The 24,192-nt window shown below is 61.6% G+C and carries 20 protein-coding genes and 3 pseudogenes; 16 read left to right on the plus strand and 7 right to left on the minus strand.

Going from position 1 to position 24,192, the window contains the following annotated elements; all coding sequences use genetic code 11:
* The first annotated feature begins 190 nt into the window (after positions 1 to 190).
* The 3 genes and pseudogenes from FFY45_RS17045 to FFY45_RS17055 form a co-directional block, all read left to right on the plus strand.
* Positions 191 to 661, plus strand: a complete 471-nt coding sequence (locus tag FFY45_RS17045) for a hypothetical protein (RefSeq protein WP_176341321.1) — start codon at positions 191 to 193, stop codon at positions 659 to 661.
* Positions 662 to 719: 58 nt separating this feature from the next.
* On the plus strand, positions 720 to 1,130 hold the full coding sequence (locus FFY45_RS17050) for a DUF4279 domain-containing protein (RefSeq protein ID WP_176341322.1): 411 nt from the start codon (positions 720 to 722) through the stop codon (positions 1,128 to 1,130).
* A 97-nt stretch (positions 1,131 to 1,227) separates the two neighbouring features.
* Positions 1,228 to 1,407, plus strand: a pseudogene (locus FFY45_RS17055) (SymE family type I addiction module toxin); the annotation flags it as partial.
* Between the two features lie 68 nt (positions 1,408 to 1,475).
* On the opposite strand, the pseudogene FFY45_RS17060 reads toward FFY45_RS17055, so the two are convergent.
* Positions 1,476 to 1,775 (minus strand): annotated as a pseudogene (locus FFY45_RS17060) (XVIPCD domain-containing protein); the annotation flags it as partial.
* A 180-nt stretch (positions 1,776 to 1,955) separates the two neighbouring features.
* Between FFY45_RS17060 and FFY45_RS17065 the strand changes: the two are divergent.
* On the plus strand, positions 1,956 to 2,414 hold the full coding sequence (locus tag FFY45_RS17065) for a hypothetical protein (protein WP_176341323.1): 459 nt from the start codon (positions 1,956 to 1,958) through the stop codon (positions 2,412 to 2,414).
* 125 nt (positions 2,415 to 2,539) lie between these two features.
* On the plus strand, positions 2,540 to 3,007 hold the full coding sequence (locus FFY45_RS17070; RefSeq protein ID WP_255172017.1) for a hypothetical protein: 468 nt from the start codon (positions 2,540 to 2,542) through the stop codon (positions 3,005 to 3,007).
* A gap of 124 nt (positions 3,008 to 3,131) precedes the next feature.
* On the opposite strand, the gene FFY45_RS17075 is transcribed toward FFY45_RS17070, so the two are convergent.
* The 3 genes and pseudogenes from FFY45_RS17075 to FFY45_RS17085 all read right to left on the minus strand — a co-directional run.
* Positions 3,132 to 3,911 (minus strand): carbon-nitrogen hydrolase family protein, encoded by a 780-nt coding sequence (locus FFY45_RS17075; protein WP_343204112.1) that lies wholly within the window; start codon positions 3,909 to 3,911, stop codon positions 3,132 to 3,134.
* Positions 3,912 to 4,014: 103 nt separating this feature from the next.
* The gene (locus tag FFY45_RS17080) at positions 4,015 to 5,388 is read right to left on the minus strand and encodes a hypothetical protein (protein WP_255172018.1); all 1,374 of its coding nucleotides are present in this window, start codon (positions 5,386 to 5,388) and stop codon (positions 4,015 to 4,017) included.
* An 84-nt stretch (positions 5,389 to 5,472) separates the two neighbouring features.
* A pseudogene (locus FFY45_RS17085) lies at positions 5,473 to 5,781 on the minus strand (hypothetical protein); the annotation flags it as partial.
* Positions 5,782 to 5,907: 126 nt separating this feature from the next.
* Here FFY45_RS17085 and FFY45_RS17090 point away from each other — a divergent pair.
* On the plus strand, positions 5,908 to 6,561 hold the full coding sequence (locus tag FFY45_RS17090; protein ID WP_255172019.1) for a DUF4142 domain-containing protein: 654 nt from the start codon (positions 5,908 to 5,910) through the stop codon (positions 6,559 to 6,561).
* A gap of 78 nt (positions 6,562 to 6,639) precedes the next feature.
* Here FFY45_RS17090 and FFY45_RS17095 read toward each other — a convergent pair whose 3' ends face one another.
* Positions 6,640 to 6,939 carry a hypothetical protein gene (locus FFY45_RS17095; protein WP_176341324.1) on the minus strand — a complete coding sequence of 100 codons (300 nt, stop codon included), beginning with the start codon at positions 6,937 to 6,939 and terminating at the stop codon, positions 6,640 to 6,642.
* A 120-nt stretch (positions 6,940 to 7,059) separates the two neighbouring features.
* Between FFY45_RS17095 and FFY45_RS22465 the strand changes: the two genes are divergently transcribed.
* Both FFY45_RS22465 and FFY45_RS17100 read left to right on the plus strand, forming a co-directional pair.
* Positions 7,060 to 7,272, plus strand: coding sequence for a DUF6959 family protein (locus FFY45_RS22465; RefSeq protein ID WP_500692578.1), 213 nt, complete (start codon positions 7,060 to 7,062; stop codon positions 7,270 to 7,272).
* 946 nt (positions 7,273 to 8,218) lie between these two features.
* The gene (locus tag FFY45_RS17100; RefSeq protein ID WP_176341325.1) at positions 8,219 to 8,626 is read left to right on the plus strand and encodes an MAPEG family protein; all 408 of its coding nucleotides are present in this window, start codon (positions 8,219 to 8,221) and stop codon (positions 8,624 to 8,626) included.
* A gap of 19 nt (positions 8,627 to 8,645) precedes the next feature.
* Here FFY45_RS17100 and FFY45_RS17105 read toward each other — a convergent pair whose 3' ends face one another.
* Positions 8,646 to 9,329 carry a hypothetical protein gene (locus tag FFY45_RS17105; RefSeq protein WP_176341326.1) on the minus strand — a complete coding sequence of 228 codons (684 nt, stop codon included), beginning with the start codon at positions 9,327 to 9,329 and terminating at the stop codon, positions 8,646 to 8,648.
* An 80-nt stretch (positions 9,330 to 9,409) separates the two neighbouring features.
* On the minus strand, positions 9,410 to 10,297 hold the full coding sequence (locus FFY45_RS17110; protein ID WP_176341327.1) for a hypothetical protein: 888 nt from the start codon (positions 10,295 to 10,297) through the stop codon (positions 9,410 to 9,412).
* Positions 10,298 to 10,848: 551 nt separating this feature from the next.
* On the opposite strand from FFY45_RS17110, the gene FFY45_RS17115 reads away from it, so the two are divergent.
* The 8 genes from FFY45_RS17115 (at position 10,849) to FFY45_RS17150 (ending at position 24,065) form a co-directional block, all read left to right on the plus strand.
* Positions 10,849 to 13,965, plus strand: a complete 3,117-nt coding sequence (locus FFY45_RS17115; protein WP_176341328.1) for a maltotransferase domain-containing protein — start codon at positions 10,849 to 10,851, stop codon at positions 13,963 to 13,965.
* Entirely contained in the window at positions 13,962 to 17,312 is a 3,351-nt protein-coding gene (treS, locus tag FFY45_RS17120; RefSeq protein WP_176341329.1) for a maltose alpha-D-glucosyltransferase, read from the plus strand. The genes FFY45_RS17115 and treS overlap by 4 nt, the downstream gene beginning before the upstream one ends.
* 11 nt (positions 17,313 to 17,323) lie before the next feature.
* Positions 17,324 to 19,507 carry a 1,4-alpha-glucan branching protein GlgB gene (glgB, locus tag FFY45_RS17125; protein WP_217902628.1) on the plus strand — a complete coding sequence of 728 codons (2,184 nt, stop codon included), beginning with the start codon at positions 17,324 to 17,326 and terminating at the stop codon, positions 19,505 to 19,507.
* A 391-nt stretch (positions 19,508 to 19,898) separates the two neighbouring features.
* Complete coding sequence (locus tag FFY45_RS17130) at positions 19,899 to 20,198, plus strand: hypothetical protein (RefSeq protein ID WP_176341331.1); 300 nt, start codon at positions 19,899 to 19,901, stop codon at positions 20,196 to 20,198.
* Positions 20,188 to 20,460 carry a hypothetical protein gene (locus tag FFY45_RS17135; protein ID WP_176341332.1) on the plus strand — a complete coding sequence of 91 codons (273 nt, stop codon included), beginning with the start codon at positions 20,188 to 20,190 and terminating at the stop codon, positions 20,458 to 20,460. Before FFY45_RS17130 ends, FFY45_RS17135 begins: the two co-directional genes overlap by 11 nt.
* Entirely contained in the window at positions 20,457 to 22,010 is a 1,554-nt protein-coding gene (locus FFY45_RS17140; protein WP_176341333.1) for a PepSY-associated TM helix domain-containing protein, read from the plus strand. Before FFY45_RS17135 ends, FFY45_RS17140 begins: the two co-directional genes overlap by 4 nt.
* A gap of 169 nt (positions 22,011 to 22,179) precedes the next feature.
* The gene (locus tag FFY45_RS17145; protein WP_115036992.1) at positions 22,180 to 22,644 is read left to right on the plus strand and encodes a metallophosphoesterase family protein; all 465 of its coding nucleotides are present in this window, start codon (positions 22,180 to 22,182) and stop codon (positions 22,642 to 22,644) included.
* 272 nt (positions 22,645 to 22,916) lie between these two features.
* Positions 22,917 to 24,065: an aldo/keto reductase gene (locus FFY45_RS17150; protein WP_176341334.1), complete on the plus strand. Its 1,149-nt coding sequence runs from the start codon at positions 22,917 to 22,919 to the stop codon at positions 24,063 to 24,065.
* Positions 24,066 to 24,192: the final 127 nt, after the last annotated feature.

Raw genomic sequence — 24,192 nt, forward strand, 5'->3', positions numbered from 1 at the left:
AGGCCACATGTCCTTGGTTGTAACGGGGAGGTCGCTGCAAAGATGCGGCCATGGCACATGGCGATGGGCAGCTGGACTGCTGCAAAGGCAGCATGTTTCACAGGCTTGCAACGATTGACTGCCCTCAGCGACTCAGCGAGGATCGTGTTGTGCCGCGCTTAGGCGATTCAATGATGGTCAGACACTGCCAATGAACATTCCAGATAGCATGAAGAGCGAGCTTGGCCTCTGGAATGACGGCCGGGGAATTGATCTGGAGAGCTGGGTTGGCTGCATGGGAAATTTTGCCCTCGCTACTGGCTACTTGACTCTGTTCTGGCCGCGCTTCGTGGAATTTGAGGGTTACATCTTTAGAGAAGGCTTCTCAATTGAGTCCCTGCGCGCCTGGGAAGCCGCTAGCGGATCGACGCGGAAGTCCGTTGAGTGGGTAATGAACCATCTGCATATCGCCGATATTCACTACAACGACAACGAGCACCTCGCAGAAGACAAGGTGATCTTGCTGGGTGAGTCGCTAAAAGAGATCTACCAATTCAAGCTCGCGTTGCAGTTCCCGAACTCGCCATGTGTGGTGGAGTTCTACAAGGCCGCCCCGGGCGGTGGCATCGAAGACTACGAGATTGCGTTCTGGCAGCTAAAGCATGAAGCGGTCATCGCCTAACAGTTCATCCAAGCCGACGCCGCTTCGCGGTGCGGCTTAACTCATACATTGGAGCCCAATGGGAGCACTCGAGTATTCCGTAGCAACACTCCGATTCTTTGGAGACGATCTGGTGCCTGACGAGATCAGCGCGTTGCTTTTGGGCAGCCCAACAGCCTCCAAGCATAAGGGGCAAGAACTTAAGTCGAAGAGCGGCGTAGTGAGTATTGCCAAGACTGGTAGCTGGAGACTGACTTCAACGCGACGCGAGCCTGAGGATCTTGAGGCACAGATCTTCGAAATCCTGGACCAGCTCACCCAAGACTTGAGTGTGTGGGCCCACTTGAGCAATCGCTATGAGCCCGACCTGTTCTGCGGCATCTTCATGGCCGGGAGGAATGATGGTCTACCACTTTCCGCTAAAGCCCTGCTGGCGCTCGGACAAAGAGGTATTTCCTTAGGCTTGGATATCTATGACCCAACCCGCTAGAGATCCAATATCGCGTCAAAAAATTCTTTCAAGGCAAACCTTCCTTGGGGGCGGCTGAACTCAAACGCCAGATCTGCCCCAAGGTGCCGCCACTCACCCACGTGCCCCGTAACACTGCACCGTCGGCCAGGGCTATTACCTCACCAGCCACCAACGCATCCCCACCCTGTGCCTACGCGGCCGCTGGCTGGAACAACTCGGCTTCACCATCGGCATTAAACTCCACATCCGCATGCGCAACGGCGAGCTGGTCGTCAGTGTGGCGCCCGCGGACTAACGTGTGGGCTACGCGTACACATTCGTTGGGTCTGGTCTGGTGTGCCGCCGGTGAGCGGGGCTGCGGCCTCACACCATTCGATGGGGTGGAGTAATCGAAGGTTTCTGTTGCTGTTGCTGTTCCTGCTGTTGCCGGTACATCTGGCCAAGCGCCTGCAACTGGCTCAATGACTGCTCTACTGGCCGTGCGATGACGTCGCCTGTTTTCATGTGCGCCATCAGGTAAGCAGGGTTGTCGAGCGCCCCTTGAATAACAAATATGCTTTCGCCCTGCCGCACAGAACTTGTCTCTGTACTCAGCACGATGTGATCGATCTTTGATAGCCCGTTCTCATTGGCCAGATATGCGCTGGTCGCTGCCAATCGGGCGCCTCGGTGCCGGTGCGTTGTGGGGCAAGCTACGTGTTGTAAGCTGTGGCACACTCAGTGCAGGCGGCAGTGCTGAGAGCATGGTTGCAATACCGTAATCTTTGCGGCGACTCACTTCCTAACAATCCATTCAAGCCAAATATTGCTTTGCAAATTGGCTGAATTCACACGTGCGGTGTTATGAAAGTTCTTGAAATATTTCCCTTGGCTGGTGCTGGCTTTGTAAAACTCGGTATGTCGCGCGCCGAAGTTCATGCTGTCATGGGGGCGCCTTCAACTAGCTTTCGAAAAGTTCCTACGTCTCCCTGTCCCACAGACGCGTGGCATCACAATGGGTTTCAGGTGTTTTACGGGGGCATCGAGCCGAGCGTAGAGTTCATAGAACTGTCCCGGAATTGCGGCTTTGAGGTTCTCTGCCTCGGCCAGTATGTATTTAGCACGCCAGCTTCAAAACTTGTCGAGCAATTCCTTGCAGTTACTCCTTTCGATCCATTTGACAAAGAGTTGGGTTACAGCTATGTGTTCCCAGCGCTTGAGCTTGCTATGTGGCGTCCGGATATGGAAGAGCCGCAGGGTAAATACTTCTCAACAGTGGGCATTGGTTGCGTTGGCTACTTCTCAGATGCGACCGCCAGCTGAGCGTAACGGAGTCAGATCAAATTAAAGTCAGCCTGTCCCCGTTTTGGTGGGCCCAAGAGCATGAGCAATTGACGACAAACAGCGATTCGACGACGATCATTCGAGTCAATTCGTCTGGAGCTGCAATGCCGCCCGAAGTACAAGAACTGCAAGACGCCATTGCGTCCATTCCCGGCATTACCGATGCAGCGGTGGACAAGGTGGATCTTTCTGATGTCACGGAAAGCGACTTCGGTCTTCTTCCGTATGCCGATCTGCCGCTCGGCGCGTTGAAGCGCACAAAGGGAGGCTTGGACAACGAGCTTGTCATCTCCGTCAACTTTGGTATCACGCGCGATCCGAAAGGCCTCAAGGCACTCGAGTTCATTTCCTGGTGGGTACGCGATTCGGCGCGAGCGGGCGAGCCGATGCAGATCAGGAGCGTCGCGCTTCCACCCATCGGCGATCAGTTTGGCGCGTCACTTCGCTTTTGCATCGATTATTTTTACGCTGATCCTGAGCAGGATATCGGCAAGCTACTGTCCAAGGTAGGGAAGTTGGCCGTTGAGCTCAACAGCGCAAAGGGCTTATACCCCCAGGTCGTTTCTTCCTGATAATGCGTTCAAGCCGAACCTGCCGCCGCGGATGTCCTCGCGCAGCTGCTGACGCAGCGGGCAAGTGGGATTGCCGAGTGTCACCGCACAGACAGGGTCGCCTCTCGTTGGTCTTGGCCCGACCTCAAGGCAATCTGAAGACGCTCGCTTCTCCATCCCTCGTGTCGTACGCCACCAATGCCTCCTGAAAGGCGTCAGCGCTGCAAACGAGGTCACCGTCACTGCTCCAGATGGCAGACCGGCCCGCTCCTATGAAGGTGTCGGCGGGGCCTACACAGTTCGCCATCAAGACAGTCATGGAATGCTTTTCTGCAATCTTCGGATAATGGCTGTAGGCTGATGTCACGCCTCTCTCGGATTTGGCCACGCTTGCCAGATACACGCCAGCACCTGACGCTGCAGCTTGTTCTGCATGGCTTGCCTGCAGTGACTCGTAGCAAATGGCAGGCGCCAGCACCTGATCTGCGTGTCTGAGCACACGCTGCTCGGTAGCGGGGGTGAAAAAGGGCAATTCGTCGAGATGTAGCTGCTGCTTGGAGTAGATGGTGCGCTCCAACCCCGGCTGGAAGCAAATCATGCTGATTTCGGTACCTTTCGTCCCCTTCGTCGGCGCGCCAACGGCGATGAGCATGCCATGTCGGTTGCTTAATACCTGAAACTCATCAAAGCACCGATCGGTCGGGTGCGCCGCTAGGGCCCCCGCCAGCCGCGGTTTATAACCAGTGAGGGAAAGCTCGGGAAAGACCAGTACGTCGGCATCTTTGCTCGCAGCCAGGCGGATGACATCGAGGTGCTTACTGATGTTTTTTCCGATCTCGCCAGGTATAGAAGAAATTTGCGCAGCGATTAACTTCAGTGCCTGTCTCGTGTGAACGTGTTGAGGCCGTGCATCTTGGCTGGGCACTTACCTCAGCAACGGCCTCAGGAAGATAGATTGCCTGGATGCTTACCGAACTTCTCCAGCCTGAATTCTGTAAAAAAGAGGTACGCCGCGCTGAGGCAGGTGTTCATTTGTTGAGCACCGTGGTTCCCCAAATCTGGTCGTAATCGGCATTGTGCGCCTTGGTAAATCCATGGGCATCGCTGAATCCCTCATCGACTTTCTGGCCATCCTTGTAGATCACATAATGGCGCCCGCCGGCAGACTGGTTGCCCGGGTAATGCAGCTGCATCCGGTAGACGAGCCTGCTCTCCTCCGCTGCAGGCGTTGCCTGTTGCTGTCCGCCGCCGCTGGCCATGTGCTTTATCTGCAACAGCGGTGTCGCCTGCTGCGGATGGGCAACAATCCAGCGCGTGAAATTGGCTTGGTCCTGGGCTGAGGCTTGCCCGGATGCTGGCCAGATATACAAAAAAGTTGCCGGCGTACCGGGCGCTGTACTGGCAGCTGGCATGTGCCACTCATAGACCTGCTGCTTGCCGTCGGCTGTCGTCATCTCGAGCAGGCTGGCACTGCCTTGCGATGGGTTGCTGGCGGCGACCGGCAGTTCACTGATCGGCACCAGGCGGGAATCCGGTATGGCGCCCGCCAGTGCCAGCAGCAGATCGCGCTGATTTGTCACCTCCTGCGCGTTCAACGACAGCGAGCGCAGGTAGCGCGAACGCAGACTGAAACGGTAGCGCTTTTCCTGCAGGGTGAATTCTCCCTCGACCCTTGATGCTTCGTGCCAGTCATGTCCGGCTGCCAAATTGACAGTGCCGTGCATGACGCAAAACCCCTGCTGCGACTGCGTCGCTGGCGGGAAGGGCGATGCGCTGCTGGTGATAGAGGCCAGGATTTCCTTGGTGCGCCGCTCGGTGATGTCCTGCAGGCGGCTGATGGCACTCTTCTGAAAGCGAAAGGTCGTGCCATCGCGATGGACGAAGCCGGTGACCTGTACCACATTTGGATCGAGCGGCAATGCTTCTTCCTCGCGTGCGACGATCACCCTGCCATCGTCCTGCGCCAGCGTTTCTACGGGCTTGATCAGTTGGCGTACCCGGCCATCACTGGCCGATGCTTGCGCGGTCAGCAGGCGCTGCGCATAGCTGGCCGCGTCTTCACGGTAGGTGTCGATGTCGCCCCAATAAAACTGCGCGGAACTTCCCAGGAAATGCAGGGGTATGTTGGACGTCACGGCAAGCCGCCCGATGCAGTAACTTGTGTTGCCAGTAGTGTCTGCCGATGGCGGCAGCGGCTTGTGAGTGGTGTTGGTGGTGCTGCAAGCGGCAAGCAACGCCACGGAAAACCACAGTAGTGCGCGCATCGGGCGTGGGGCGGAACGTATCAACGCAATTCCTTCAAAACAGCAATCGGCCATGATAAATGACGCCGGTCCACGTGGTGCGTCACCCATGGCCCGGCCACCGGAAACCGCATTGCGCCGCTTCGCATCGGCTTTCATGCCGCGCGGTGGTTGATGGCGTGCCTGCCTCCGTTGCGCCTGCCACTGCAGGAGTGCGGCGCACCGGGCTGGCTAGGCTTGCGATTACTTCTTTCGGTATACCCCGCCGAAGGAAACGTTCATTCCGCCGCATTCCAGGTTGTCGTCGACCAGCAGCGTGTCGCCCAGCAATTGCAGGCGCACCTTGCACGTGTTCTCGTTGACCTCGACGCGGTTGCCTTCTGGATAGCCGCGAGCGGTGACCGAGCCGGTGTGCGGACCGCCCGGCGTCTGTTCTGGGTCGGGATAGGCGCTGGGCCAGTATGCATCGCCGTTGACGGTGATGCTGCCGTCTGCATTGGGGGTCAATTGCAGCGTGTTGTCGCCGTAGTGCCAGTGGCCGTTCCACGCCCGCGTGCAAGCGCGCGCCGCCGCGTGCGGTGCGTGCATGGTGCGGCGTTGTATCTTCGCCCCGCAGCCCATGCTTGTGTCTGATTAACTCAGTGGAAGTGTATGAGCTCTCTTCACCTGGGGAGGGCGATGCTGCTGTCTCCAATCGAGAGGGAGTGGAGCATGAAACAATCACTGTTGGTCCTGTCCATCGTCGCGGCGCTGGCGCTCGCTGGCTGCAAGCCGGATGCCGAGAAGGAGGTCGCAGCGCCTGCCGCGCCCACCGAGCCGACGCCGACCGGTGGCGCGGCGACCCCGACCACACCGCCCGTCGGCGAAGCCAGCCCGGCGCCGGAAGGCGCGGCGCGCGCGAGTTCCGGAGACGACATCGCCCTGGGCCTGCTCGGGGCAGTGAACAACCACGAGATCGCCGCAGCGAAGCAGGCGCAGGACAAGAAAGTCACCGGCGCGGTGCTGGAGTACGCGAAGATGATGGAAAAAGAGCACACCGAGAACCTGGAAAAGACCAAGGCGCTGGGGACGCTGGCCGAAACCCCGGACGTCAAGAAGCTGGAGAGCAAGGGCGAGCAGGACCTGTCCACGCTGGGGCAGAAGTCCGGCAACGACTACGCGGCGGCCTACATCGATGCAATGATCGCCGGGCACAAGGACGCGCTGCAGCTGATCGAGACGCAGATGATGACGGTGGCATCGACCGAGCCGGTCAAGCAGCACCTGACCGAGACCAAGACGCACGTCGAGCAGCACCTGGCGAAGGCGGAAGAGATCAAGAAGGCGATGTGAGCGTGGGTGTGGCAGATCGCCGGTCTGCCACGCCTGGTCTGCAAGCGGCGAGTGAGCGCGACGTCGTCGTTTTCGAGTTTAGGGACCTGGAAGGGGGATCAGGGAAAAGGCGATTCCTCCCACAACTGCCAACAACGCCAACACGCTAAGAATTATCGAATACAGACGCCTGGAAAAACTGGGGCGACGCTGAATGGCTCGAAGAATGGCGATCGGAACTAATGCATAGACAGCACAAAGGGCAATGAAGTACCAGTTGATCTGATAGGAGGAGCCCTTGCCCAGCGCATTTCCGGCTTGAAACAAGACCACTCCACCAACAAGCGATAGGAAAGAGCGGATTGCGAATGCATTATTGGATCTTGTTTGAATGCTCATACCTTGACATCGCTACGATCTGGAATGTTGCCCCAGCTGGGGTGCTTTATCAACGTGATCTCCTCTTACGCATCCATCGAACGTGATTGCTTCAGTACCAAGTGTCATCGCAACGTTGCAATGACTGGGCGAAAGTCTCCGGGAGTTTTGCTGCAAGGAGATACACTCCATGCGCTATGTGCCCAGGTCGCCGACGCGCTAGCCGATGGTCCCTGCTCTTCTGATGAGCTACAAGATGTACACAGCAAGCTGCTCGTGCTGCTTGCCCACTACACATCAGTGCTTTGCGAACATCAGTTGCACATTACGTTCTCCCGGTCTGCTGATGCCTGAAAATTCATCCAGGCAGACTCTGCTTGGCGGGTAGGGCGCAATGTCGCGAGACACCGCCTGTCGTAGTAAAAGCGACGAACCCTTGGGAGTGACGGGCATTTTCCTGTTCGGCGATCCCCATCGCACAACACCGGGCGAACGTGCGGCCTGGCGTATTGCCAGCACTCACAACGCGTCCCATCCGGTCGGGAACAAGCTTTGGTGGCATATCTCTGGAGTCGCGCTTACCATCTGGATTGCTCGGCATTGGTCTGCCGAGCAGATAGCCGCCACGCTTGCTCGCGACGGCTTGTGCGAGTGACTTAACACTTCTTTCGACCCGACGCCGCTCAGTGATTGCACCTCCATCCGACATCATTGCAGGCCAGTGTGCGATTGCCGTCTGGTTCATTGCAGTCGCAATTGGGATGTTGATTTCGAATCGACATCTCCGGGGTCATAAGGGATGCTTCTTCAAGCACTTCGGACTTGGAAGCTTGGCCATCGGGCTGCCGCTGGCCTTCTTGCTGCCCTCATCCGCATACTTGCTGAAGTCCATCGTCATGCTTGTTCTGTCGATCTGCATAAGCGTAATGGGCTTGAAGAAGGGATCGCGTTGGCACGCATGGCTCGGTTTAGTGGCAGCGTTCTTGGCGTACGTCGCAGTCGGATTCCAATATATGGTTGTCGAGACGGCGAGGTGAGTATGGCAGTGAGGCCTTAGATATCAATACAAGCTCGTTTGAATTTGCAGCAAAAAGCGTAGTGGTGGCTCCCGTCGACGACGGGTTCCATCTGATTGGTTTTAGTGACTGCGAAGTCAATGCCGAGACCTACCTCACGCTTCTCGGTGATCTTCTGGATGGCGCGCAATCAAGTTGACTATCGTTGACTAGACCGCTGGCACTCCGCTCACACACACCCACCTTGAAGGTGCCTTTATTTCAGGCGTCGGCCGGAAGCTGATATGTCACAACCCTTGATTCTTGCCATGGCAGCGCACGTTGCCCTCGCCGCCTTTCTCTACGTGCTTCTCACCGTTGTCCGGGCTCCTGCGGTGTGGGGCATCGGCAGACCGAAGAGCGGCGCGAATCCTTGGACGGATTTCGAGCCGCGGATCAGCGCCAACCTGTCGAACCAATTCGAGTGGCCGCTGTTCTTCCATGTCGCGTGCATTCTGCTGATGTATCTGGGGCATGGCTACGACGGCCTACTGCTGGCGTGGATCTTCATTGCCGGCCGGGCGCTGCATAGCGGCATCCAGATCCTTACCCGCAATGTCCGGCTAAGAGGGGCTGTGTTCACCATCAATTTCCTGGCCGTGCTAGGACTCTGGGCGCTGGTGGTTCGGGCGGCGTGGTCACCGGTGGTCTAAGAGTTCGTCTAGGAAACCCTCAGCGCCGCGCCGCCGGCTCCCGGCGATAGACTCCACCAAAGCTGACGTTCGCACCGCCGCATTGCAGATTGTCCGCAACGACCAACAGGTCGCCAAGCAGTTGCAGACGTACATTGCAGTCGTCTTCGTTGACGTCCACGCGGTTGCCCTCGGGAGTACCGCGTGCAGTAACGGCGCCCAAATGCGGGCCGCCGGGCACTTGCTCCGGGGTGGGGTTTGCACTGGGCCAATACGCATCGCCATTGACGGTGACGCTGCCGTCGCCATTCGCGGTCAACTGCAGTTGGTTGTCGCCATTGTGCCAGCGGCCATTCCATGCCTGCGATGTTGGCGTACTCGCACTCGGCAGCGGCTGCAGACCGGCCTGCGCCACCCAGCCGGCGCTGCCGGCGCCCTTGCTGGGATACAACGCGCAGACATATGCGCCGTGCCGCTGTGCCAACACCAGCGCATCGCCTTTGACCACATACGTGCCTCGCCTGCAGGCAGCATCGCCTTTGTCCGGACAGCCGTCGCTGTCGTTGAGCAGATACAACCGCGGCACCGCGACCTTGGCGATCGAGAACCCAGCTGTGCTGCTGGTGAACAAGCCATTGCGACACGTGGTCGCTTCGTCATCGCCTGGTGCCGCGTCGGCTGCCGCCGATACCAGTAACAGGGCCGCTAGCCAGAATCCATGCATGTGTATCAATCCAGGGTTGGAAAAGAACGGAGTCTAAACCAGTCATCTTCTTCTTCCCGGATGAGATCCATGAGCCGCGCTCACCGGCACCGATCAAAGGTTCTGACGCGTGTTTCTTCCGCAATAATCAAGCGGTCTTCCATCTGGCTCAGGATAAACACCGCAGGAACTTCCTTATTGGACTTGTTTGCCGACGCGGTGATGATGCGCCATGTCCAGGGCGTGCGTGCGAGCAAGATCACCGCATTGGGCCAGATGTCTTCGCCCTTGCCGGTCATTCGCTCCCATTCGAATCTGATGGCGTGCTTTGGGTCTGCTGCATCACGGTCACATGCAATGCCTGCAGTGACCCATGTGCCTTGCAGGTTGCTCGGAAAGTTGGTCTTGGGGACGTTGCGCTGGTAGCTTTCGACGCCAGCGACGGGTGTCAAAGCGCCTCGCTGCCAAGTGTAGGCCCGCGTGTAACGTCCTGGAGCGGGGCATCGGTTCGAGCCATCGGGATTGGATTGCTCCCGTTTGCAGATGTGCGATTTCTTTTGCACGACAAAGACGACCTCGATGCGATTGCCCTGGACCGCTAAGTCCATGACCTCGCCCGGAATTTGTTCGCTTGCATCTGGCGTGTAGCCGGTCCTGCGTGCTCTGGTTTCCCATGGATCAATCGGCACGCTGAGGCTCGGTGTCTTTTTCGGAATGAGTTTGCTCAGCACGTTGATCGCGTTGGGACAATCGGACGTGGAGTCGGTGCAATACGAGGAGCCGAGATAGACGATCTCATCGACGCCATCCTTATCCAGATCGATAGCGCGCACGAAACCCGCATAATCCTCGACGACGATGTCGTCGTTGACGCTGAAGTCCTGCCATAGCCTAACGATCTCTTCGGCGCGGCTGGAGTTCAGCTTCTGATCCTTGGCTGTCGCAACTGTGGCGATGGCAAGCAGCGCCGCCATGACATAGATCCGCATCCTTGCTCTCCTTGCAGGTTGAAGATACAGCTTACAACTCCTCGCAACTTGCCGAGTGCACTGGCCGGATCCACTGGACTGCAGGGCGTTGTTGCCATTGCACGCGGATCCCAGATGTCCAAGACATGCTTGCTAGCGTGTTCGCCATGAGGTCTCCTGTTCGATGCACCAATCCAGTGCCTGGTCGCGCGCTCCATGGCGCCACTTGCCGTATGGGCACCCATGCACACGGTGCGCTCGTAAAGATGCGGTCTGTAGTGCGTGAATTCGTCACCACAGCCGCGCTTGTTTGATTTTCGTCAATTCGACCGACACATGAAATTCGCAGTGAGGGTGCTTGACTGCATGGGTCAAGAATCGTTGCGGAGTTGCGCATGAGTGCAGTCACAGGTGGAAAGGTCGGCCAGGCGGTTAGCCAAGGGGCGATCTGGACGGGAGTTGGACTGGTGCGTCGTGAGCGAGCGCCCGTGGATCTGCTGGGTGGTTCGCGCCGCGTTGCTCCCATTGTCGTCACGGCGCGTGTTTGCGCCGCGTCCTGCTGAGGAGGCGCCATGCGGATTTGTGTACTCAACGAAACACCCAACGAGCAAGCCGGGCTGGAGCAGCGCTGCGTATTGGCGCGCGAGGCGGGCTGCGACTACGTGGTGGCGCCGCCGCCGTTCGAGCGCGATGCAGAAGGCCGGCTGAGCGAAGTCGCCAATGGCCGCGAGGCCGACGCAGCGCGTCTGCGTGAGCTTGTGCAGGCGGCGCAACGCGCTGGCGTGAAGCTGCTGCTCGATGTGCGCCTGGACGAAGTAGGCGGCGCCAGTGCGGTGGTGCGCGAGAATCCGCAGTGGTTCCGCGCACGCAGTACGGCGGTGCCAGACCCGCGTCAGCCGCGTACCACGCCGGAAGTGGCGGAGGCGCGTTTTGCCTATGCGCAGGAGGGCGCGGCGCTGGTGGAGTGGTGGAGCGCGCGCTTGCTGGACTGGGCGGCGCACGGTGTGGCCGGCTTCCGCCTGCTGCAGCCGCAACAGGTGCCGGCGCAGCGCTGGCGCGAGTTGATCGCCCGCGTCCATGCGCAGGCGCCGGAAGTGGTGTTTGCAGCGTGGACGCCAGGCCTGGGCACTGAGGTCTTGCAGCAGTTGGCCGGTGCCGGGTTCGATGCGGCGTTCTCCTCGCTCGCGTGGTGGGATGGGCGCAGCAGTTGGTTCTTCGATGAAGACACCGCATTGCGCGCACTCGCCGCCCAGGTGGTTGCGGTGCTGGATGCGCCCGATGGCAAGCGTGCGGCGGCGCCTGCGCAGCACTGGCAGCTGGCGCAGGCACTGGGCGGGGCGTGGTTGTTGAACGCTGCGCAGCTGGATGCAGTGCCGTCGAGTATCCGTGCCACTGACAGCGTGCCGGCAAGCAATGCCGGCCTGCGGCTGCGCCCGCTATTGCGCGAAGCCACCGGGCTGACGGCCGTGGCAATCGAACCGCTTGGCGGCCTGCCCTCCCTGTTGTTGATCAACGGCGATGCCGCACATGTAGTGCCGGTGCCTGCACCGGATCTGCTGCGTCTGCTGGGCGATGCCGAGGCCTTGGTGGGCGAAGACGGCGGCACCTTGTCTGGTGGGACGCTGGAAGCGCTGGAGCCGGGCGAGGTGCGTGTGTATCGCAGTGTGCCGGCGCGGCATGTGCTGGCGGTGCCGCGGATGCGCCCGCGTGCGCAGACGGCGGCCGCGTGGCCACGCGTGTGTATCGAATCGGTGACGCCCTCGGTCGATCACGGTCGCTTCCCGGTCAAGCGCACGGTGGGCGACCGCATCTGCGTGGAGGCCGATGCGTTCTGCGATGGGCACGACCGCATTGCAGTCGCCGTGCTGTGGCGTCCGGCCGATGCCAAGACCTGGGCCAGCGCGCCGATGCGCGCCTTGGGCAACGACCGTTGGCGTGCGGAGTTTCCGCTGGAGCGTATCGGTACCTATGAGTTCCGTGTGGAAGGCTGGCGCGATGTGTTCGCCACCTTGCATGCGGATCTGGAAAAGAAGCGCGCCGCCAACACGGTGCTGCCGGTGGATGTGCAGGAGGCCGTGGCCGTGGTGCAGGCCGCGCATGCACGCAGCAAAGGTGCATTGGCCGAGCGCTTGCAGGCCGTCCTCACCCGCATCGGTGCGCAGAGCGAGCCGTTGCAGCAGCTGGCCATCGTGCTGGAGCCGGACACCGCACAGGCGATGGCGTTGGCTGACGACAAGCCGTTCCGCTCCGAGACGCCGGTGACGTTCCGGGTGGAGTCGGAGCGCCGCGCGGCGCACTTTGCCAGTTGGTACGAATTGTTCCCGCGCTCGCAGAGCGGCGATGCGCAGCGCCACGGCACCTTCGACGATGTGATCGAACGGCTGGCGCATATCCGTGCGATGAACTTCGACGTGTTGTACATGCCGCCGATCCACCCGATCGGTGCGAAGAACCGCAAGGGCCGCAACAACACGGTCACTGCGGTCGAAGGCGAGCCGGGCAGCCCGTATGCGATCGGCGCCAGCGATGGCGGGCACACCGAAGTGCACGCCGAACTCGGCGGGCTCGATGGCTTCCGCCGCCTGATCCAGGCCGCACGTGCGCATGGGCTGGAAGTGGCGCTGGACTTCGCCATCCAGTGCGCGCCGGATCACCCATGGCTGCGCGATCACAAGGACTGGTTCACCTGGCGTGCGGATGGCTCGATTCCGTATGCGGAGAACCCGCCGAAGAAGTACCAGGACATCGTCAACGTCGATTTCTACGCCAGCGGTGCGGTGCCGGATCTGTGGAATACGCTGCGCGATGCGGTGCTGTTCTGGATCAACGAGGGCGTGACGCTGTTCCGCGTGGACAACCCGCACACCAAGCCGTTCCCGTTCTGGGAGTGGTTGATTGCCGATGTGCGTGGGCGCCGCCCGGATGTGGTGTTCCTGTCCGAGGCCTTCACTCGGCCGAAGATGATGTATCGCCTGGCCAAGTGCGGCTTCTCGCAGTCCTACACCTACTTCACCTGGCGCAACCACAAGCACGAGCTGCAGGAGTACGTGGAAGAATTGAACGAAGGCGTGCCGCGCGAATGCTTCCGCCCGCATTTCTTCGTCAATACGCCGGACATCAATCCGCAGTTCCTGCAGACCAGCGGGCGCAACGGGCATTTGATCCGCACTGCGCTAGCCACGACCTTGTCGGGCTTGTGGGGCATGTATCAGGGCTTCGAGCTGTGCGAAGCCACGCCGCTGGCGCCGGGCAAGGAAGAGTATCTGGACTCGGAGAAATTCCAGCTGCGCGCCTGGCCCGAACGTGCGCCCGGCGACATCGTCGATGAGATCACCCGCTTCAACCAGCTGCGTCGCATGCATCCCGAGCTGCAATCGCACCTGGGCACGCGGTTCTATCAGGCGCACAACGAGCAGGTGCTGTACTTCGGCAAGTTCCTGGATGCCGGTTACCTCTCGCGCAGCCGCAGCATGGTGTTGGTGGCAATCAATCTGGACCCCAATGCCGCGCAGGACGCCGATATCGAAATTCCATTGTGGGAGTTGGGCCTGCCCGATCACGCCAGCGTGGCGGTGGACGATCTGTGGGACGGCCATCGCTTCACATGGCAAGGCAAGCAACAACACATCCGGTTAGAGGCGACGCGGCCGTTCGCGTTATGGCGCATCCGCGCAGGAGAGGTCGCATGAATGCAGTCCCATCGTTACAAGCCGACGCAGAACAGTCTGCGGTGGTTGCAGATCAGCTTTGGTACAAAGACGCGATCATTTATCAGGTGCACGTCAAGTCGTTCTTCGATTCCAACGACGATGGCATCGGCGATTTTCCCGGCCTGATTTCCAAACTGGATTACATCGCCGAACTCGGCGTGGACACCATCTGGTTGCTGCCGTTCTACCCCAGCCCGCGCCGCGACGACGGCTACGACATCGCCGAATACATGGCGGTGCACCCGGACTACGGCACCATTGCCGACTTCGAGCAATTGGTGGCGCAGGCGCATGCACGCGGCATCCGCGTCGTGACCGAGCTGGTGATCAACCACACCTCCGATCAGCATTCCTGGTTCCAGCGTGCACGCAATGCGCCGGCCGGCTCGCCGGAGCGCGACTTCTACGTATGGTCGGACACCGATCAGGAGTACGAAGGCACGCGGATCATCTTCTGCGATACCGAAAAATCCAACTGGACCTGGGATCCGGTAGCCGGGCAGTACTTCTGGCACCGGTTCTATTCGCATCAGCCGGACCTGAATTTCGACAATCCCGCCGTGCTGGAAGCAGTGCTGGAAGTGATGCGCTTCTGGCTGGATCGCGGCGTGGACGGTTTGCGTCTGGATGCGGTGCCGTACCTGATCGAGCGCTCGGGCACCTCCAACGAAAATCTGCCGGAAACCCACGCGATCCTGCGCAAGATCCGCGCCACGCTGGATGCCGAATATCCGGACCGCATGCTGCTGGCCGAGGCCAACATGTGGCCGGAAGACACCCAGCAATATTTCGGCCAGAACGCCGACGAATGCCATATGGCGTTCCACTTCCCGCTGATGCCGCGCATGTACATGGCGATCGCGCGCGAAGACCGCTTCCCCATCACCGACATCATGCGCCAGACCCCGGAGATTCCGGAGAGCTGCCAGTGGGCGATCTTCCTGCGTAACCACGATGAGTTGACGCTGGAAATGGTCACCGATTCGGAGCGCGATTATCTATGGCAGACCTACGCCTCCGATCGCCGCGCGCGTATCAACTTAGGCATCCGTCGCCGTCTCGCGCCGCTGCTGGAGCGCGACCGCCGCCGTATCGAATTGATGACCTCCTTGTTGCTGACCATGCCCGGCACGCCGGTGCTGTACTACGGCGATGAGATCGGCATGGGCGACAACATCCATCTGGGCGACCGCGATGGTGTGCGTACGCCGATGCAGTGGTCGATCGACCGCAATGGCGGCTTCTCGCGTGCCGACCCGGCGCAACTGGTGTTGCCGCCGGTGATGGACCCGCTGTACGGCTTCCAGGCGGTGAATGTGGAAGCGCAGATCCGCGACCAGCATTCGCTGCTGACCTGGACCCGCCGCGTGCTCAGCGTGCGCAAGCGCTACCAGGCCTTCGGCCGCGGCACCTTGCGCTTTTTGTATCCGGGCAATCGCCGCATGCTGGCCTACCTGCGTTGCTATCAGGACGAGACGGTGCTGTGCGTGGCCAATCTGTCGCATACGCTGCAGGCGGTGGAACTGGATCTGTCCGAGTTCGAAGGCCGCGTGCCGGTGGACATCATCGGCGGCGGCAGCTTCCCGCCGGTCGGCCGCTTGACCTATCTGCTCACTGTGCCGCCGTTCGGCTTCTACGCGTTCCAGCTGGTCAGCGAAGGGACCTTGCCGGATTGGCATGTGCCCACCCCGGTGCCGCTGCCGGATTACCGCACGCTGGTGTTGCGTAGCGATACCGACGAAGGCAACGCGCTGCTGCCGCATCTGTCCACGCTGGAAAGCGAAATCCTGCCGGCCTGGCTGTCGGCGCGGCGCTGGTTCTCGGCCAAGGATCAGGTGCTGAAACACGTGCGTATCTCGCGTCGCACGCCGTTGCCCGGCGATGAGCCGATCAGCCTGCTGGAGCTGGAAGTGGAGCTGGAAGATGGCCGCCACGAGAGCTACATGTTGCCGATTGGCATCGTGTGGGAGCGCGACCACCCCAGCACCCTGGCCGAGCAGCTGGCGCTGGCGCGTGTGCGTCAGGGCCGCGAGGTGGGTTACCTCACCGATGCGTTCGCCCTCAAGCCGATGGTGCGCGGAGTGATCGATGCGCTGCGCGAGAATTCCACGTTGGAGTTTCGCGACGGCGACGATGCCTCGCAGCAGGGACAGGTGCGTTTCGAAGCGACGCCGGCGTTGGCCAAGCTGGATATTCCGCAGGATCCGGACATCCGTTGGTTGTCGGCCGAACAGAGCAACAGCTCGCTGGTGGTCGCCGACAAGGCGGTGTTCAAGCTGCTGCGGCATGTGGCCAATGGCGCCAATCCGGAGATCGAAATCGGCCGTCGCCTGACCGAGATGGGCTATGCCAACGCCGCGCCCTTGCTGGGAAGCGTCAGCCGCATCGACGCGCAGGGCACCATCACCACCATTGCGTTGCTGCAGGGCTTCATCCGCAATCAGGGCGATGCCTGGCGTTGGACGCTGGACCATCTGGCACGCAGTTTCGACGAGTACGCCACTGCGCAGACCGACGAATCGCGCGCCGAAGCCGTAGCCGGTTACGACGCGTTCGCTGCCGTGGTCGGCAAGCGTCTTGCCGAGCTGCACGAAGCCTTGTCGTGCGATACCGACGATGCGGACTTCGTGCCGCAGCGCATCGATCTGCCCGCCGCCAACGATGTGGTGGCCGGCGTTGCGCGCCAGGTCGAACAGATGTGGGAGACGGTCAACGCGCGCCTGACCAGCAGCGACGATGCGATCGAACGCGACGCACTGGAAGCGGTGCTGGCCGAACGCTCGCAGCTGGAGGCCTTGCTGGCCAAGGCACCAAGCGTGCTCGCCGAGTCGTTGTTGACCCGCGTGCACGGCGACTTCCACCTGGGCCAGATCCTGGTGGCGTTCGACGATGTGATCCTGATCGACTTCGAAGGCGAGCCGGCCAAACCGCTGTCCGAGCGCCGCGCCAAGGCCAGCCCGCTACGCGATGTAGCCGGTTTCCTGCGCTCGCTCGATTACGCCAGCGAAGTCTCGGCACGTGGCGAAGAAGGCACTGCCGCACGTGCGGGCGTGGGGGTGGATACGCATCTGGATGAATTCCTGGTGCAGTTCCGTCGCCGCTCCACGCAGGCATTTCTGGACGCGTACCATGCCGTGCTCGATGCCAGTACGCATCCGTGGATCGCACCGGCAGCGTTCAATGCAGCAACCTTGTTGTTCCTGGTGGAAAAGGCCTGCTACGAAGTGCGCTACGAAGCCGCCAACCGGCCGGGCTGGTTGATGGTGCCGGTGGAAGGCTTGCGACGCATCCTGCAACGCGCGCGCGCTGATGCAGGAGACACATGATGAGTGGAGTGATGACAGCAGTGACCAATCGATGGGACCCCGGCGCGACCCGCGCCCTGGCCGAGGCACGCCATGGCGATGCATTCGCCATCCTGGGCGCGCACCCGACCGACAGCGGACGGGTGCTGCGCACCTACCAACCGGGCGCCAACTACGTCAATGCAGTGCTCGACGACGGGCAGGTCATCGCGCTGGAAGCAGGCCCGGAGCTGGGCCTGTTCGCTGGCGAGTTGCCGGCGCAAGGCGCTTATCGCCTGCGCATCGGTTGGCCCGGCGGCGAGCAGGACACCGCCGACCCGTTCGCGTTCGGGCCGCAACTCAGCGACTTCGATCTGCACCTGATCAGCGAAGGCCATCATCTACAGTTGGCCGATGCGCTCGGTGCCAATGCGATCGAGGTCGATGGCGTGCGCGGCACGCGTTTCGCGGTATGGGCGCCCAATGCCGCACGCGTGGCGGTGGTGGGCGATTTCAATAGTTGGGACGCGCGCCGTCATCCGATGCGGCTGCGGCATCAGTCCGGCGTGTGGGAGCTGTTCGTGCCCGATGTCGGCCCTGGTGCGCATTACAAGTACCAGCTGCGCGGCCCGCATGGAAACGAATTGCCGGCCAAGGCCGACCCGGTGGCGCGGCGTGCGGAGCTTGCTCCGGGCACCGCTTCGATCGTGGCCGACCCCACGCCGCATCAGTGGAACGACGACGGCTGGATGGCCACACGCGCACGCCGTCAGGCGCACGACGCACCGATGAGCATCTACGAGATCCACGCCGGCTCCTGGCTGCGCGAAGAAGGCGTGGACCTGGACTGGGACGGGCTTGCCGATCGCTTGATTCCGTATGTGGCGGATATGGGCTTCACGCACGTTGAGCTGATGCCTGTGACCGAACATCCGTTCGGCGGTTCGTGGGGCTATCAACCGTTGGGGCTGTTTGCGCCCACCGCGCGCTTCGGCTCGCCGGATGGCTTCGCCCGCTTCGTCGAGCGCTGCCATCGCGACGGGATCGGTGTGATCGTCGATTGGGTGCCGGCGCATTTCCCCACCGACGCACACGGCCTGGCGCATTTCGACGGCACGGCGCTGTACGAGCATGCCGACCCGCGCGAAGGCTTCCACCGCGACTGGAATACCTTGATCTACAACCACGGGCGCCGCGAGGTGTCCGGGTTTTTGATCGCCAGCGCGCTGGAGTTCCTGCAGCGCTTCCACGTCGACGGCCTGCGCGTGGATGCGGTGGCCTCGATGCTGTACCGCGATTACAGCCGCAATGCCGGCGAGTGGGTGCCCAACATCCACGGTGGGCGCGAGAACTACGAAACCATCGCGTTCCTGCGCCGGCTCAACGAGGTGGTGCGCGAGCATGCGCCTGGTGCGGTGATGATCGCCGAGGAATCCACCGCGTTCCCCGGTGTGACCGCCGATGTGGCGCATGGCGGGTTGGGCTTCCACTACAAGTGGAACATGGGCTGGATGCACGACACCTTGCACTACGCCGCGCTGGATCCGATCTACCGCCGTTATCACCACGGCGAGCTGACTTTCAGCATGGTCTATGCGTATTCGGAGCGCTTCGTGCTGCCGATTTCGCATGATGAAGTGGTGCACGGCAAGGGCTCGCTGCTGGGCCGCATGCCGGGCGACGACTGGCAGCGCTTCGCCAATCTGCGTGCGTACCTGGGTTTCATGTTCACCCACCCCGGGCGCAAGTTGCTGTTCATGGGCTGCGAGTTCGGCCAGCCCACCGAGTGGAACCACGACGGCGGCATTCCCTGGCATCTACTCGACGACCCACGCCACCGTGGTGTGCAGACCCTGGTGCGCGATCTGAATCGACTGTATGTCGAATACCCCGCGCTGCACGCCTACGACGACGACCCGTCCGGGTTTGCGTGGGTGGTGGGCGATGATGCGGCCAATAGCGTGGTTGCGTTCCTGCGCAAGGGCAAACGCGGCGATGCACCGGTGCTGGTGGTGATCAACTTCACCCCGCTGGTGCAGCACGGCTATCGCATCGGCGTGCCGCAGAGCGGTCAGTGGCGCGAAGTGTTCAATAGCGACGCCGGCATCTATGGCGGTGCCAATCTGGGCAATGGCGGTGTGGTCACTGCAGAGCAGCAGTCCATGCATGGCCAGGCACAATCGCTGCCGCTGCTGTTGCCGCCGCTGGGCGTCATCGTGCTGACCCCGCACGGCTGATGCATCGCATACACCGCCGGACTGCTGGTCCGGCGGTGTGGCACCTGTTAGATTGCGCGCCGTAGAGTGGCAAACGAAACACCGCGAAGGCCTTCACTGGCGCGCGGCAGTTTTGTCAGCCGCTTCTTAGGTAGCCCGGGGAGGGCTGCCGGGCACAGCCGCCGCCATGCCTTCCGTCGACCGTCTTTGCGGGAGCGTTGTGCGTGGGCGTTTTGATTGCTGTGATGATTTCTTCGATGGTTGAGGCCGTTACCTGCGTTGCGCGCAGTGATCGCCGCGCAGGGGCCGGCGTGTGGATGGCACAGCCTCAGCACGTGGCCGTGCGATGCAGAGACGAGCGTCTTGCCCAGCTCGGTGCAGGGTCTTCGCCCACGCTTGCGCAGGTGTACGCATGACCAGCCTGATGACATGGTGCTACCTGCTCACCGCCGCTGTGTCGGCTCTTGCGTTTTATCTGGCAACGTCGCATCAACGTGTGTGGCCGCACCGCCGACTGTCCGCACGCATCCTGCGCATCGGCGGCAGCGTGCTGTTGGCGCTGTCGCTGGCTTTCGCCATGCAAGCATTGGGACCCTGGGCCGGCATCTTCGCCGCATTGACTGCGCTGATGCTGGTGGCGGTGGCACTACCGTATCTGGATGCTTGGCAACAGGCGCGTGCGCAACGCAGGCAGGTGCGTCATGTGGGCTAGATGGTTGGCTGCCGTGGTGCTGGGCCTGCCGCTTGCGGTTGGCATGGTCGGCTTGTGCGCGTTGTTGCTGCCGGGGCCGCAGCAAAGCTACACGCTGGCGTGGCTGCTGCTGATGTTTCCGGTGTGGATCGGTGCAATGGCGCTGCCGTTCGTGTTTCGTAGCGCATTACGCGCCTGGATGGTCCTCGGTGGGCTGACGTTGCTGTGCTACATCGCACTTGCGGGCATCAAGGTATTGGGCTGGACGGAGTTGAGCGCATGAAAGCATCGACCTTGCGCGCGTTTCTCTCCGTGCATAGCTGGATGGGTTTGCTGGCCGGCATGGCCTTGTTTATCGCCTTCTATGCCGGTGCCATCACGGTGTTTACGCATGCGTTGAGCGATTGGCAGGCTACGCCACATGCCACGCAGAACGCACCGGCCGATCCGGTCGCCGCCGCGCAGTCTCTGCTGGACGCGGTGATCGCCAAGCATCCGCAGGTGGCCGAATCGTTTCTGGTGCTGCTGCCCGGCGAACACGGGCCGATTCCACGGCTGTATTGGTATGGCGCGCAGGCCGATGCCAGTGGCGGCATGCGCCAATACCAACATGCCGCCGATGGCACGCTGCAGGAGTTGCCGCAGCGCGTGGGCTTTGCCGATTTTCTCTACGACCTGCATTTCACCGCCGGACTGCCGCGCGTGTTCGGCACCTATCTGTTCGGCGTGGTCAGCGTGCTTTACGGGCTGGCCCTGGTCAGCGGGGTAGTGTTGTACGCGCCGGTGTTCTTCAAGGATCTGTTCGCGCTGCGGCTGGGCCACAACCTCAAGCGCCTGTGGCAGGACGCGCACAACGTGGTCGGGATGTTGTCGCTGCCGTTCCATGTGATCTTCGCCTGGTCCGGTGCGGTGTTGTGCCTGGGCGTGCTGTTGCTGGCGCCGTTTCAGTTTCTGGTGTTCGACGGCAAGTTGATGCAGATCCTGGAGCCGGAGTTCGAACTCACCCCGCATGTGGCACCGGCCAAGCGTGCCGCCCCGTTATTGCCGGTTGCGGTGTTGCTGGACAAGGCGCGTGCAGCCAGCCCGGGGTTTGTGCCGGAAAGCATCGGGTTTCACGATGCCGGCGATGCCAATGCGCGTGCGGAAGTCTATGGCCACCACGATCAGCGCCGGCTCAACACGCTCGGCGGCGTGGCACTGGAAGCGGCAACCGGCAATGTCTTGCGGGTGCTCGAGCCCAAGACGATGTCGGCCGGCACCGCTGCACTGCGCGGGTTGCAGGGGCTGCATTTCGGCAATTTTGGGCATGCGCCGGTGCAGTGGTTGTACTTCCTGCTGGGGCTGGGCGGTGCGTTCCTGTTCTACAGCGGCAACCTGTTGTGGATCGAGGCACGCCGCAAGCGTCGCCTGGTCGAGCAACCGCGCCGCACGCATGCCATGGCGCGCCTCACGGTGGGTGTGTGCCTGGGCAGCGTCGCCGGCATCTCGGCCTTGTTCATCGCGGCGCGGTTTCTGCCACAGGGACAGGAGCGTTATGTCTACTACGCGGTCTTCGCGCTCATGCTGATGTGGGCCTTGCTGCGTCCCACTGCACGCGGCGCCTACGAGGTGTTGCTGGCGTGCGCCGTACTGACGGCGTTGATTCCGGTAGCCAGCTGTTTTTCCGCGCGCGGTGTGGTGCTGCCGTGGCAGGACGCAACGGTGCTCGGCGTTGACCTGATTGCGCTGGCATTGGCATGGACGTACTGGCAGCTGGCACGCGCGAGCAAACGGCGCGGAGTGCAGGGCGATCCGAACAGCGTCTGGGCGTGGGGAGATCGCGCCGCTCCGTGAGCGGTCGCTGTGCCTGCGCGCTGTAGTGCATGCAGCGCTGCCTGCACAACGCGCGTGTTGCTGACCGAAGATCTGGGCCCGGTTGAGCTCAACTCACGTGCGACGACATGCATGTCACGTACGATTCTTTGCCTCTTGTCGCTGCTGACGTTTGTTTGGGTGCGTTGAAATGTCCACACCACTGCGCATTGGCCTGATCTCCGACACGCACGGCTTGCTGCGGCCGGAGGCGGTCGCCGCGTTGCAGGGCTGCGCGGCCATCATCCACGCCGGCGATGTGGGCAAGCCGGAGATTCTCACCGCGCTGCAGGCGCTGGCACCCTTGCACGTGATTGCCGGAAACATCGACAACACGCCATGGGCAGCCGGGCTACCCGAGACGCTGGATCTGCTGATCGCAGGCGTGCGTCTCCATGTGTTGCACGATCTGAAAACGCTTAGGCCCGAGGTCGCTGCAGATGTGATCGTCAGCGGTCATTCGCACAAGCCATTGGTGCACATGCGCGACGGCGTGCTGTACGTCAATCCGGGCAGCGCCGGCCCACGTCGCTTCAGCTTGCCGATCAGTGTGGGCACCTTGTGGTTGGGCGATGGCCCGCCGCGTGCGGAACTGCAATTGCTACAGCTACGTTGACCCATGACAGATGACTGCAACAAGCGGTGAGCCACGATCCAGGTGACGCGGTGCGACGGCGCGCATCTGACTTCAATACGCTCGATCCAGCATGCACTGACAGTACGAACGCAAGCTGTTGGCAACGCATGAGTTCGCGGACTTTACGCGGCATATAGGCACGCCCCCGGGCTATCTGTTGAACGCTTGTGCACGCTTGAAACCCGTGCGCTGACTTTATCTGCACGCATGCGGGGCCACCCTTGTGCCTCAAGTCGTCGCAAGGAGTCCTCATGAATACACGTCGCCAATTCCTCTCCGCCGCCGCTGCCGGCACCGCTGCGTTGGCAGCTGCGCCGTTGTTGGCACAGTCGTCCGCGCCTGGCAGCGTGATGCCGACGCGCGGCAAAACCACCGTATCGAAGCTGCCTACCAATGCAGCGACCAAGGGTGCGCGGTATCGTCCTGCGAGCCGTCTAGGCTTTGGTGGCGTGGCGATCGGCAATGGCTTCGCAGCCACCAGCGACGCGCAGAGCGAAGCGACCCTGGCGGCGGTGTGGGAGTCGGGCGTGCGTTATTTCGATACCTCGCCGTGGTACGGGTTGGGGTTGTCGGAGCGTCGCACCGGTCATCATCTGCACAACCACGCCGCAGACGAATACGTGCTGTCGACCAAGGTCGGGCGCCTGCTCACCGCGACCGACAAACAGCCCAAGACGATGTGGCAGCAGCCCTCGCCCTTCGACTATCGCTACGACTACAGCGCCTCCGGCGTACGCCGCTCGATCGAAGACAGCCTGCAGCGCCTGGGTGTGTCGCAGATTGATATCGCCTACATCCACGATCTGTCGCCGGAGAACGAAAAAGATCTCGGCATGCCATGGGAACAGCGCTTTGCCGAAGCGGTGAAAGGTGCCATGCCCGAGCTGACCAAGATGCGCAAGGAGGGCCTGATCAAGGCCTGGGGTTTTGGCGTCAATCGTCCGGAACCGGCCTTGCGTGCCATCGAAGAAGCCGACCCCGACATCTTCCTGCTGGCCTGCCAGTACTCGCTGCTCGATCACGCGCGTGCACTGCACGACACCTTCCCGAAGATTGCCAAGCATGGCGCCTCGGTCGTCGTTGGCGCGCCGCTGTTGGCGGGTTATCTGGCCGGGCGCGAGCGTTATCTCTACGACGGCAGCGTGCCGGAATGGGCGCCGGCCATGCGACAGAAAGCGCTGGCCATCTGCGACCGCCACGGAGTGGATCTACGCACCGTCTCGCTGCAGTTTGCCGCCGCACCGCAAGTGGTCTCGGCGGTGATTCCGGGCGCGCGTACGGCCGAGCAGGCGCACGCGAATGCGGCGTCGATGCGCGTGGCGATTCCAGCAGCTGTGTGGGATGAACTCAAGCGCGAGCAGGTGATCGAAGCGGATGCGCCGGTGCCTGTTGTGAGCTGATGCAGCTAAGAGCGGCTGACAAAACCTAGCGAGCGAGCGCCTGTCAGTGAGTGCAGTGGTTTTGCCGGCCGCATCTTGGTGGATGCAGTCAGAGGTCCAGATCAGACACTGAGGGGGGGTGAATGCG

This window comes from Xanthomonas hortorum (assembly GCF_011305375.1).
In the GTDB taxonomy this organism is placed as follows: Bacteria; Pseudomonadota; Gammaproteobacteria; order Xanthomonadales; family Xanthomonadaceae; genus Xanthomonas; species Xanthomonas hortorum_E.